This window comes from Aliiroseovarius sp. F20344 (assembly GCF_023016155.1).
In the GTDB taxonomy this organism is placed as follows: domain Bacteria; phylum Pseudomonadota; class Alphaproteobacteria; order Rhodobacterales; family Rhodobacteraceae; genus Aliiroseovarius.
Genome location: NZ_JALKBG010000008.1, coordinates 1257442 through 1269389 on the forward strand (window position 1 = coordinate 1257442; position 11948 = coordinate 1269389).

General features: G+C 58.1%; 12 protein-coding genes and 1 tRNA gene. 7 read left to right on the top strand and 6 right to left on the bottom strand.

Annotation, left to right across the window (positions count from 1 at the left end):
* Positions 1-45: 45 nt before the first annotated feature.
* Together MWU55_RS15140 and MWU55_RS15145 are read right to left on the bottom strand one after the other, a co-directional pair.
* Positions 46-807 (bottom strand): RlmE family RNA methyltransferase, encoded by a 762-nt coding sequence (locus tag MWU55_RS15140; protein ID WP_246937469.1) that lies wholly within the window; start codon positions 805-807, stop codon positions 46-48.
* Positions 807-1919, bottom strand: a complete 1113-nt coding sequence (locus MWU55_RS15145) for a Ppx/GppA phosphatase family protein (RefSeq protein ID WP_246937471.1) — start codon at positions 1917-1919, stop codon at positions 807-809. The genes MWU55_RS15140 and MWU55_RS15145 overlap by 1 nt, the downstream gene beginning before the upstream one ends.
* 299 nt (positions 1920-2218) lie before the next feature.
* On the opposite strand from MWU55_RS15145, the gene MWU55_RS15150 reads away from it, so the two are divergent.
* Genes MWU55_RS15150 through MWU55_RS15160 form a run of 3 tightly spaced genes read left to right on the top strand, consistent with a single transcriptional unit; the run spans position 2219 to position 4557 of the window.
* Positions 2219-2515, top strand: a complete 297-nt coding sequence (locus MWU55_RS15150; protein ID WP_246937473.1) for a virulence factor — start codon at positions 2219-2221, stop codon at positions 2513-2515.
* A gap of 26 nt (positions 2516-2541) precedes the next feature.
* Entirely contained in the window at positions 2542-3480 is a 939-nt protein-coding gene (locus tag MWU55_RS15155; RefSeq protein ID WP_246937475.1) for a methylenetetrahydrofolate reductase, read from the top strand.
* Positions 3481-3483: 3 nt separating this feature from the next.
* Positions 3484-4557 carry a methyltetrahydrofolate cobalamin methyltransferase gene (locus MWU55_RS15160; RefSeq protein ID WP_246937477.1) on the top strand — a complete coding sequence of 358 codons (1074 nt, stop codon included), beginning with the start codon at positions 3484-3486 and terminating at the stop codon, positions 4555-4557.
* Positions 4558-4631: 74 nt separating this feature from the next.
* Here the strand turns inward: MWU55_RS15160 and MWU55_RS15165 are convergent, their stop codons facing one another.
* Complete coding sequence (locus tag MWU55_RS15165) at positions 4632-5030, bottom strand: hypothetical protein (RefSeq protein WP_246937479.1); 399 nt, start codon at positions 5028-5030, stop codon at positions 4632-4634.
* A 138-nt stretch (positions 5031-5168) separates the two neighbouring features.
* Between MWU55_RS15165 and MWU55_RS15170 the strand changes: the two genes are divergently transcribed.
* The 4 genes from MWU55_RS15170 to MWU55_RS15185 all read left to right on the top strand — a co-directional run bounded on the left by MWU55_RS15170 (position 5169) and on the right by MWU55_RS15185 (position 9167).
* Positions 5169-6329 carry a CoA transferase gene (locus MWU55_RS15170; RefSeq protein WP_246937481.1) on the top strand — a complete coding sequence of 387 codons (1161 nt, stop codon included), beginning with the start codon at positions 5169-5171 and terminating at the stop codon, positions 6327-6329.
* Between the two features lie 112 nt (positions 6330-6441).
* Complete coding sequence (locus tag MWU55_RS15175) at positions 6442-8487, top strand: ASKHA domain-containing protein (protein WP_246937483.1); 2046 nt, start codon at positions 6442-6444, stop codon at positions 8485-8487.
* Positions 8488-8537: 50 nt separating this feature from the next.
* Positions 8538-8611 (top strand) — tRNA-Gly (locus MWU55_RS15180).
* A 64-nt stretch (positions 8612-8675) separates the two neighbouring features.
* A complete protein-coding gene (locus tag MWU55_RS15185) occupies positions 8676-9167 on the top strand; it encodes a thioesterase family protein (RefSeq protein ID WP_246937485.1) in 492 nt (163 codons plus the stop codon).
* Positions 9168-9182: 15 nt separating this feature from the next.
* Here MWU55_RS15185 and MWU55_RS15190 read toward each other — a convergent pair whose 3' ends face one another.
* The 3 genes from MWU55_RS15190 to MWU55_RS15200 all read right to left on the bottom strand — a co-directional run bounded on the left by MWU55_RS15190 (position 9183) and on the right by MWU55_RS15200 (position 11858).
* The gene (locus MWU55_RS15190) at positions 9183-10007 is read right to left on the bottom strand and encodes a sulfite exporter TauE/SafE family protein (protein WP_246937487.1); all 825 of its coding nucleotides are present in this window, start codon (positions 10005-10007) and stop codon (positions 9183-9185) included.
* A gap of 7 nt (positions 10008-10014) precedes the next feature.
* Positions 10015-11022 (bottom strand): tRNA dihydrouridine(20/20a) synthase DusA, encoded by a 1008-nt coding sequence (gene dusA / locus MWU55_RS15195; RefSeq protein ID WP_246937489.1) that lies wholly within the window; start codon positions 11020-11022, stop codon positions 10015-10017.
* A gap of 68 nt (positions 11023-11090) precedes the next feature.
* The gene (locus tag MWU55_RS15200) at positions 11091-11858 is read right to left on the bottom strand and encodes an SDR family oxidoreductase (protein WP_246937491.1); all 768 of its coding nucleotides are present in this window, start codon (positions 11856-11858) and stop codon (positions 11091-11093) included.
* Positions 11859-11948 lie beyond the last annotated feature (90 nt).

Consider the following 11948-nt stretch of genomic DNA (forward strand, 5'->3'; position numbering starts at 1 on the left):
ATCACATCACACCTGCACCGCTCATGGACATTCAGGGAAAGACACTCATCCCTTGAATCCCATCGCCACAACGAATTTTTCGGAGCTGTCAGAGCGGCTTGATGGCGGCTTGACGTTCATTACCTTGTTGAACTTGGACTTCAGCAGCTTTTGTAGCTCGCCTTCCGCCCCACCAGCTAGAACTTTTGCGACAAAGGTGCCGCCTTCGTCCAGCACATCAAAAGCGAAATAGGCCGCTGCTTCGCACAGAGATATGATGCGCAAGTGGTCGGTCTGCTTGTGACCCGAACTTGAGGCCGCCATGTCAGACATCACCACATCCGCTTTGCCGCCCAGCCAGTCCTGAACAACCTTGTCGGCGTCGTCTTCCATGAAATCAAGCTGTTCAAAGCGCGCGCCGGCCAAAGGTTCAACCTCTTGCAAATCAACCCCCAGATAGGTGCCAATCTGCTTGCCGGACTTCTCGCCCAACGCATTGATCCGCGGCACGGCGACTTGCGCCCACCCGCCGGGTGCGCAGCCAAGATCGACCACACGCGCGCCATTGACCAAGAAGCGGAACTTGTCGTCAAGCTCCATGATCTTATAGGCCGCGCGCCCGCGATATCCTTCGGCTTTGGCGCGCTGAACATACGGGTCGTTCAACTGCCGCTGAAGCCAGCGTGTCGACGAATTGCGACGCCCCCGGGCGGTTTTCACCTTCACCGTTAGGTCGCGCTGACCCCGGCCCGAGCTTTTACGCGTGCGTTTCGAGTATTTATTGCCGCCACCAGAGGTGCCGCCCGAGCTGCCATCACTTTGAGACATCAGAAAGGTCCGCCTTCCAACACACCGTCCGAAGACATTTGAGAATAAAGGATGCCTTCTCTAAGGCCACGATCCGCAACTGACAAGCGATCCGTCGGCCACACACGCAACAGCGCCTGCAAAATGGCCGAGCCAGACATGATTAGTGATTGCCGATCCCGCCCGATGTGAGAGTTCACACGGCGGCCCTTTGGCCCCATGGCGAGATAGCCTTGGATCACGCGTTCGATCTGGTCAGAAGTCATGCGAAGCCCATCAACGCGGGTCCTGTCATACCGGCGCAGCCCCAAATGGGTTGCCGCCACCGTTGTCACCGTGCCCGAGGTGCCGATGATCTGAAACCCTTCACGAGGGGGTTCATGGTGAAACGGGCTAAAGTCGGCCAGTTGTTCTTCAAAATGCACCGACATCAGCGCATAGCGCCCGGCATCGTCTTCGACATCGTCATACATTTCGCGCAAAGTGGCGACGCCCAGCGGAACCGAAATCCAGTCCACAACACTCGCAGCAGGGAAATCCCCGATCCCGCCCTTAAATCCACGCCCCATCCGCATAATCGATTGCGGACGATCCAGGGGCGGTACTTTGGACAGGTCGATCCAGACAAGCTCGGTCGAGCCGCCGCCGATATCGACGACCAAAAGCTGTTCGGTCTTGGTGGACACCAAAGGCGCGCAGGACACAACGGCTAAGCGCGCTTCCTCTTCGGGCTTGATGATTTCAAGCTCCAGCCCGGTTTCGCGGCGGATATTATTCATGAAGTTCTTGCCGTTGGACGCCCGGCGGCAAGCCTCGGTTGCGACAAGACGCATCCGTTTCACATCATGCTTGATCAATTTCTTGCGGCAAATGCGAAGCGCCTGAATGGTACGCGACATGGAGGATCGGCTAAGCCGCCCCGAGGCTTCGAGCCCCCGGCCCAGCTGCACCGATTTCGAAAAGCTGTCCACGACGTGAAACTGACTACCCTTTGGTTGGGCAATCAGCATTCGACAACTGTTTGTTCCGAGGTCCAAGGCCGCATACAGGCTGGCCGGATCCACGGGGGATGGCGCGGGGGCTACAACCGCTTTCGGGAACACGCCCGCACCTTTGGGACGCTTGGGCGCCATGGTCTACGCCCTCCATTTTCGAGTTACTCCCAAGATAGGGTCTGGGCTGCGCAGTGGCAATCCCTCGCGTATGCCAAAAGCAACACAGTTGCGTCAGGTCATAATTTTCATGAATCGATTTCACGCTCGGCTCCATGGCCTGCACGCTGCAAATTGCGTATGGCATAGGGGCGGATCGGACATTCCGAAACCTCGTGGACCGGTGGACGTCGTTTGTGAAACCCGGCGTGTCGAAAATCGACGCAGAGCCAACCGGCTACGAGATTAGGAATGAAGAACGGAGAGAGGGAGAATCGCACATGCCTGACGTGACCATCGTTTATTGGAGGGACATTCCCGCCCAAGTGATCGTCGGCAAAGGGCGCCGGGGAAGCAAAGCCCCCCTGCCCGAGCGGTTTGAACAGGCCATTGACCGGGCTGCCATGAAGGTGAACGCAAAAGACAGCGACGCTTATCTGGCGGAATGGCGCAAGGCTGATCCCTACTCTGTCGAAGGCGACCCGCAAGAGATCGCGACGGCCGAGGCCGCGCGTTTGGATGCGGAATATGACAAAGAGCGGCTTGTCGCTCTGATTGGCAACGACGGATGGGCTTGATCCCACCCTCTATTAAGGAGGCAGCCATGGCGCTGTTGAACTTCCGCAAGAAGCCGACCGAAGGTCAGGCCAATGCCGCATCCCCCGAACTTCAGGCGTTTCTGAAGGGCTATTCGATCGAAGTCATGCCCCGCACGGCCACCAAGGTCGAGGATTTCCGCGATCTTCTGCCCGAAGGCACCCGCGTCTACATTGCGCATATCGAAGGCACGCCAATCGAAGACATGGTCGCCACGGCAAAGCGCATTATGGAAGAAGGCTTCGACGTGATGCCCCACTTCCCGGCGCGTATCATCAAAGACAAAGCCACACTGGCTGATTGGATTGCCCAGTACCAAGGCGAAGCTGACGTTAAGCAGGGACTGATCCTTGCTGGCGGCGTGGCCGAGCCTCATGGCGAGTTCGACAGCTCGATGCAGCTTCTGGAAACTGGTCTGTTCGATCAGGCAGGCTTCACCAATCTGCACGTGGCCGGTCACCCGGAGCCGAACCTGGACATCGACCCCAAAGGCGGGCGTGCCAACACCTATGCGGCGCTGGACTGGAAGCAGGAGTTCGCGAAACGCACCGATGCGGACATGGCACTGGCCACCCAGTTCTGTTTTGAAGCTGAACCGGTCATCGCATGGGCGAATGAGCTGGCCGAACGCGGTATGAACCTTCCGATCCATATCGGCATCGCGGGTCCGGCCAAGCTGCAAACCATGATCAAGTTCGCGATTGCCTGTGGCGTTGGCCCGTCCCTGAAAGTGCTTCAAAAGCGTGCCAAGGACGTATCGAAGCTTCTGTTGCCGCATGAACCCGATGAAATTCTGAACGATTTGGCCCTGCACAAAACCGCCAACCCCGACTTCAACATCTCTCAGGTGCATTTCTTCCCGCTGGGCGGAATTAAAACCAATGCAAACTGGGCCATCAACAATGGCGGCGAAAACACCGCCCCCGTGAACGCGACCAAAGGATAAATCATGACCCGTACCATCGTCGAAAGCGCTTCTAAGACCTCGATCATCGGCTTTGACCAGCCGTTCTCGGTCATTGGCGAACGGATCAACCCGACGGGCCGCAAGATCCTGAACGAGGAACTCGAGCGCGACGATTTCAGCCGCGTAGAAGCCGATGCGCTGGCTCAGGTTGCCGCTGGCGCAACCATCCTCGACATCAACTCGGGCGCTGTGTTCTCGAACAAGATGGCCGAAGATCCGCGTTATGCCGACAACAACTTTGTTGAACCCGACCTGATGCGCAAACTGGTCGAAACCGTACAAGCTGTCACCGATTGCCCGCTTTGCATTGACTCGTCGGTTCCTGGCGCACTGGAAGCGGGTCTTGAAGCGGCCAAAGGCCGTCCGCTTCTGAACTCGGTCACCGGCGAAGAAGAGCGTTTGGAACTGGTTCTGCCACTGGTCAAAAAGTACAACGTTCCAGTCGTCGCGATCTCGAACGACGACACCGGCATTTCGGAAGACCCTGAAGTACGCTTCGCGGTTGCCAAGAAGATCGTGGAACGCGCAGCTGATTTCGGCATCCCAGCACATGACATCGTGGTCGATCCCCTAGTCATGCCGATCGGCGCCATGGGCACCGCTGGCTTGCAGGTCTTTGAACTGAACAATCGTCTGCGCAACGAACTGGGTGTGAACACCACCTGTGGCGCCTCGAACATCTCGTTCGGTCTGCCCAACCGCCACGGCATCAACAACGCGTTTCTGCCGATGGCCATGGCAACTGGCATGACGTCGGCGATCATGAACCCGATCGCCCTGCCCGTTGGCCCCAAGAAATTGGCTGAAAAGAAGGCCGAGATCGAAGCCAAAGGCATCGTTGTGCCAGCTGACATGGATGACGAAACCTTCTGTCAGGTCTTCGGCCTGGGCTCGACCAAGCCCAAAGCAGGCAAGGAAATGGAGGCCATCCGCGCCGCCAACTTCCTGACCAACAACGACGAAGGCGGCGCCGAGTGGATCAAATTCAACTCGTCCAATGCCGGAGCCGCAGGTGCTGCCGGTGGCCGCCGCGGGGGCCGCCGCCGTCGGGGGTAATAAAGGCTCAATGAAACAAGAAAGGCCCGCCAAATCGGCGGGCCTTTATCATTCTGCATTAAGACGTACTAGGCTTAGTAGCCTTGGCGTGCGGCACTGCCGGCATCCAACACACCTTTCATTGTACAGCCTTTCGCTGCTGTACCTTCACGGATCTCATCCTTAAGCGCATATGTCTTGGCATTGTATTCCTGGATCTGCTCCGGCGTATGTCCGCCTTGCGCTTGAAGCTTCGCGATCTTGGCTTCCCAAGCAACGGATTTCCCATGATATTTCGACACGTATAGGCGATGTGATGATTTCAACGCGCGCGATGCCGCTTCGCCCTCAAGCGATCCACAATCATATGCAATGACGGCCGATTTATCGGGCATCTGCTGAACATGGGTCCAGCCGGGACCACCGGACATACAGCCGGATAATGTCGCTGCAACGGCGACCAACGCAATGGATTTGGGAATTCCATGATGCATGAGAATCTCTCTTCAATAGTTAGCTTACTGTCATGCAACCTATGATAGCTTTACCCTGAGCAATCAATGCCTTAATTGGACTGTGTTATATACATTAAAGCAGCAGATCATCCGATGCTGCCTCAAAGGACATTTCCCATGATCGCCCCTCTTTCCGACATCACAATCCTCGATCTGACACATGTGCTTGCGGGCCCCTATTGTTCGATGATCCTGTCGGACCTTGGGGCAAAGGTGATCAAGGTGGAACAACCCGGCATCGGAGATGACACACGGCATTTCCCACCGTTTCGGGATGGCCACAGCGCCTATTTCGCAACGATCAATCGCGATAAGGAATCCATCGCTCTGAACCTGAAAGACGACGCAGACCGCGCGATCTTCGAACGGCTTTTGGCGCAGGTTGATGTGGTAATGGAGAACTATCGCCCCGGTGTGATGGAGCGTTTGGGCTATGGCTGGGACGCGCTGTCAGAGCGTCACCCGCATCTGATCTACGGTGCGGTTTCCGGCTTTGGGCACACAGGCCCGGACGCATTGAAACCCGCCTATGACATGGTGGCACAGGCACGTGGTGGTGTCATGTCCATCACGGGCGAGAAAAACCGCGAGCCCGTGCGCGTGGGGGCCTCGGTCGGGGATATCGTCGCCGGGATGTTTTTGGGACACGGCTTGCTCGCTGCGCTGTATCAGCGCGAGATGACCGGTAAGGGCCAGAAGGTTGACGTCGCGATGCTGGACAGCCAACTGGCCATCATGGAACACGCCATCGCCATCACAGGTGAAACCGGCAACCCGCCCGAACCTTCAGGTGCGCGCCACCCCTCGATTGCGCCGTTCGAAACCTATCACACCGCTGATGGCCTGATGGTCATCGCCTGCGGCAACGATGTGCTGTTTGGCAAGCTGTGTCAGGTGCTGGGCAAACCACATTGGGCCACCCTGCCTGAGTTCTCGAACAACCTTGCGCGCTGCGAAAACGTCATGCTACTGCGCCGCCGGATCGAGACCGTGACCCTTGGCCAACCGCGCGCGCATTGGCTTAAGGTCCTCACCGCCGAAGGCATCCCCTGTGCGCCCATCCAGAACGTTGCCGAAGCAATGCAAGACCCGCAAATCTTGGCACGCAACATGGTGAAGAAACTGCCATCGCCCGACGGGGGAAAACCCTTCGTGGCGGCGGGAAACCCGATCAAGATGGGAAGTGTGGATGACCTACGGCAGCCGGGCGCTGCACCGTTGTTAAACGGCGACCGGGAGGAGATTCTCGCTTGGTTGTCAGAGCAGGAAACGAACTAAACCGTCTTCTGCGGTAAAAACGGCGTTTCCGACACACATATGCCGCTCGCAGGCATTGCACCCGGGCGATCCATCCGTAAATTGATCAAAAAACTGTTGGAAAGACGCGCGCATGTCTCAGGATCCTTTGGTCATTTTCACTCCTTCCGGCAAACGGGGGCATTTCCCAGTCGGCACCCCCATTCTGACCGCCGCGCGGCAGTTGGGCGTGGATTTGGATTCGGTCTGTGGTGGGCGCGGCATCTGCTCGAAATGTCAGGTGACGCCCAGCTTTGGCGAATTTCCCAAACATGGCGTGACCGTTTCCGAGGATGCGCTGTCCGAATGGAACAAGGTCGAGCAGCGATATGACGACATTCGCGGCCTTCCCAAAGGCCGCCGTCTGGGCTGTCAGGCCACTGTGCAGGGTGACATTGTTGTGGACGTCCCGCCAGAAAGCCAAGTTCACAAGCAAGTGGTCCGAAAACGCGCCGAGGCGCGTGACATCACACTGGACCCGGTCGTGAAGCTTTTCTATGTCGAAGTCGAAGAGCCTGACATGCATGAGCCTTCGGGCGATCTGGAACGCCTCGTCACCGCGCTCGAAGAACAGTGGGAAATCAAAGGTGTACGCGCTGATCTTCACATACTTTCATCTCTCCAACCCTGTCTGCGCAAGGGCGAATGGGAGGTCACCGTGGCCGTGCACTTGGGCGACGAGGAAAACCCGCCCCGCGTAATGCATGTATGGCCCGGCTATCACGAGGGCACGGTCTATGGCATGGCCGTCGATCTTGGTTCGACCACCATCGCCGCGCATCTCTGTGACATGTCGACGGGCGAAGTTGTCGCCTCATCCGGCCTGATGAACCCACAAATCCGGTTCGGAGAAGACCTGATGAGCCGCGTAAGCTATTCCATGATGAACAGCGATGGCGCGCAGGAAATGACCACAGCTGTGCGCGAAGGGATGGACGCCCTGTTCACGCAGATCGCTGCGGATGCTGAGATTGACAAATCCCTGATCATGGACGTTGTGGTGGTCTGCAACCCGGTCATGCACCACCTCTTCCTTGGCATTGACCCGTTTGAGCTGGGACAGGCGCCCTTTGCGCTGGCGACGTCTGATGCGTTGCGTCTGCGGGCCACGGATGTGGATCTGACCATCCACCCCCTCGCGCGTCTGTACATGCTGCCTTGTATCGCAGGCCATGTGGGCGCGGATGCCGCCGCCGTGGCGCTGTCGGAAGCGCCTGACAAATCAGAAGACCTTGTGCTGGTCGTTGATGTGGGCACCAATGCCGAGATCCTACTTGGCGACAAGGACGGCGTGCTGGCCTGCTCCTCACCCACCGGCCCCGCTTTTGAAGGCGCACAGATCAGCGCGGGGCAACGCGCGGCCCCCGGTGCGATTGAGCGGGTCGAGATCAACCCCGTCACCAAAGAACCCCGTTTCCGCATGATCGGATCGGATATCTGGTCGGATGAAGACGGCTTCGCCGCCGCGACTGCTGTCACGGGTGTAACCGGCATCTGCGGCTCGGGCATCATCGAAGTGATCGCAGAAATGCGCATGGCAGGCCTTGTGGATTCAGGCGGGTTGATCGGATCGGCCGAGCAGACAGGAACCGAACGTTGCATCGCTGACGGCCGCACAAACGCCTATCGTTTGTGGGATGGCGACGAAGATCAGAAACCGATCACCGTCACCAATGGCGACATTCGCGCCATTCAGATGGCCAAGGCGGCGCTCTATTCCGGCGCGCGTCTTTTGATGGACAAGCGCGGTGTGGACAAGGTGGACCGCGTGGTGCTGGCAGGCGCGTTTGGGGCCCATATCTCGGCCAAACATGCAATGGTTCTGGGCATGATCCCGGATTGCGAATTGGATAAAGTGACTTCGGCAGGGAACGCGGCTGGCACGGGCGCACGCATTGCGCTTTTGAACCGTGCGGCAAGGGCCGAAATCGAGGAAACTGTACGTAAAATCACCAAGATCGAAACCGCAGTTGAGGCGAAGTTCCAAGAGCATTTTGTGAATGCCTCGGCCATGCCAAACTCATCCGATCCTTTCCCGATCCTACGCTCAATCGTGGACCTGCCCGAACCCAGCTTCAACACGGGTGGCGGCGACGGTGAAGACGGTGGCGGTCGGCGCAGACGTCGTCGCCGCGGCTAAGCCCATACGCCCTTGAACTTTCAGCACCTGTGGCATACCTCGGGTGCTGCGCGGGTGTAGCTCAATGGTAGAGCAGCAGCTTCCCAAGCTGACGACGAGGGTTCGATTCCCTTCACCCGCTCCAACCATTCTGCCACGTGAGCTGACCTGAATATCGGGCCGCTTGGCGCAAATGCAGGGCGACCGATATGAGCGATCTTTACTCTGAAACACCACTTGTCACCCGGCTGAACGCAGACCAGTTGCACAGTATTGGGGTGCCTGAGGGCTGGAATTACGGACAAGCAGATCGCGTGCGATTTCACGAGCTAGACGCGCTGAACCACGTGAACAACATAGTGTACCTGCGCTGGTTTGAAGATATCCGCATCCCTTATTTTCAAGACCACGCGATCACCAGTTACAACGCGAAGAATGATCCACAAGTTGTGCTTGCCACCAACTCAGCGCGGTATTTCAAACCCATGTTTCTTGGTGAAACCTTCGTGGTCACAGCGCGCGCCAGCAGCTATCGCAACAGCTCTTTCGTGCTGGAATACGGTGTTTGGGTCGGATCAGAGCTTCGATGTTCAGGCGAAACCGTCGTCGTGACGCTGGAGCAGGACGGAAAGACCAAACGCCCGCTGAGCGCGGACGCCATCAGCGCCCTGTCTGCAGATGGAGCGGTCAAGGCAGATTAACCCTGAACGGGACACCTACCAGCCCAAAGCTTTGCGAAGCATATTCAACGCCACCAAGGTCAGAAACACCGCAAACACGCGTTTCAACGGTTTGGGGTCCATGGCATGTGCCAATTTCACCCCAATGGGCGCTGTGAACAGGGTCATCGACACGATCAAAGCAAAGGCCGGAAGGTTTACCGCCCCCACGGTGAATGGCGGACGTGCCGCAGGGTCGATCTGCACAAACAGAAATCCAAGGACAGATGGGACAGCGATCAAGACGCCAAACCCTGCTGCGGTGGCCACAGCATTGTGGATCGGGCGTCCATGCAAGGTCATCAGCGGCACGCCAAAGCTGCCGCCCCCGATCCCCATAAGCACCGACAGAAACCCCAAAACAGGCGAAAACATTGCGACACGCGCGCCTTTCGGCATGGCATCCGCCAGCCTCCAATGGGTTTTACCAAGTCCTAAATAGGCACCAATGCACAGGCCTAGAACGCCGAAAATCGCCTGCAGCACTACGGATTTCAGCCCGGAGGCCACAATCACACCGATCAAAGCCCCCGCAGCGATGCCCGGCGCCCACGCTTTCAGGATACCCCAATCCACTGCGCCCTTTTTGTTGTGTGACATCACCGACCGCACTGAAGTGACAATGATCGTCGCAAGCGACGTCGCCAGACAGATTTGCATCATCTGATCAGACCCGTATCCCAAAGCTGAGAACGCATAGAAGAAGGCGGGCACAAGAACGATGCCGCCCCCGACCCCTAACAGCCCGGCAAGCACGCCAGCAAAGCCGCCGATCACCGCCAAAAGCGCGATCATCGGAAGAAGCGTGGTCAGGTCAGGCATGGAGTATTCAGTCGACAGGTGCGTGTTCAGGCACAGAAGACAGCGCTTCTTCAACCAACGCAACCCCTGCACCGGGACGCGTTGCCCCCTCTGACAGGATGCGCCGCCATTTCCGTGCGCCTGGACGGCCGGTGAATAGACCCAGCATATGGCGGGTGATCGCATGAAGGCGGACACCCTCGGCCAGACGCGCTTCGATGTAGGGGTACATCGCTTCAACCACCTCGTGGGCGGTTGGGGCTGGGGTCGTTTCGCCAAATATGGCTTGATCCGCCCCCAAAAGAGTGTTGCCGGGATCATGATAGGCTGCGCGCCCAATCATCACGCCATCCATCACATCAAAATGTGCGCGGGCTTCGTCCAGCGACGTGATCCCCCCGTTGATCGACAGATGCAGATGCGGAAATGCATCTTTCATGCTGTGAACCAGAGGGTAATCCAAGGGGGGAATGTCTCGGTTCTCTTTCGGGCTTAGTCCTTTCAACCATGCTTTGCGGGCATGGATGGTGAATCGTTCCACGCCGGCTGCGGACACTTTCTCAAGAAAGTCTGGCAGCACCTCTTCGGGGGATTGATCATCCACACCAATACGGCACTTTACTGTGACTTCAATACTTTGTGCAGCGTCCTTCATGGCAGCCATACAATCGGCCACCAACGTTGGGTCACGCATCAATACCGCACCGAATGTGCCGGACTGCACCCGATCCGAGGGACAGCCCACATTCAGGTTCACTTCGTCATATCCGCGTTCAACACAGAGCTTCGTGGCCGCAGCCAGCTCTTTCGGGTCCGACCCACCCAATTGCACCGCAACCGGATGTTCTTCGGCATTGTAGTCGAGGAGATGCACAGCCCCCCCACGTACCAAGGCGGGTGCGGTCACCATTTCGGTATAGAGCAACGCATGGCGGCTCATCAGCCGGTGGAAATACCGGCAATGACGGTCCGACCAGTCCATCATCGGTGCGACGGACAGGCGGGCTGCTTTGCGTATGGTCGAATGCGTATTCATCGCGCGCTACATAGGGGATCTGCGCGCGGGATGCCAGAGGGCGGTCGCCCGCCCCCGGCCAATAGAGTTTAGCGCGGTGCCATGCGGACGGCGCCGTCCAGACGGATCACTTCGCCGTTCAGGAACGAGTTTTCGACGATATGGCGCACCATGCCCGCGAACTCGGCAGGATCACCAAGGCGCGAGGGAAACGGAACTTGAGCACCAAGGCTGTCCTGAACCTCTTGCGGCAGACCGGCGACCATCGGGGTTTTGAAGATCCCCGGTGCGATGGCCATCACGCGAATGCCGTCGCGCATCAAGTCGCGCGCCATGGGCAGCGTCATACCGACCACACCGCCTTTGGACGAGGCATAGGCCAACTGACCGACTTGCCCGTCCATCGCTGCGATAGAGGCGGTGTTGACGATCACGCCTCGTTCACCGTCATCCGTGACCGGATCGGCCATCGCCATGCCTGCTGCGGCTTGGCTGGCACAGTTGAACGTGCCGATCATGTTCACGCCAATCACCTTGGCATATAGGCCCGGATCGTGCGGTTCACCTTTGGACTGGGTCTTGGCGGCGGGTGCGATGCCCGCGCAGTTCACCATCACACGCTCTTGGCCCAATGTCGCACGAAGAGTTTTGAACCCCTCGGCAACGGAGGCGGGATCCGACACGTCCACTTTGGCAAACGCGCCACCAAGCTTTTCCGCCATAGCCTGTCCGGCCTCTTCGTTCAGGTCGAAAATGCCAACCTTGGCGCCCGCGGCTGCGAAGGCCTGTGCGACGGCGCCGCCCAGACCGGAAGCCCCGCCCGAGACGGTGACAACGGTGTTTTTGGTGATCTGCATAGGAACTCTCCGTATTGGTTGATCAGGCCCTAGCAAGAACTGTACAAGCGTTCAATAAATCCGACCACCCTGCCCCAGATGACGCAGCGT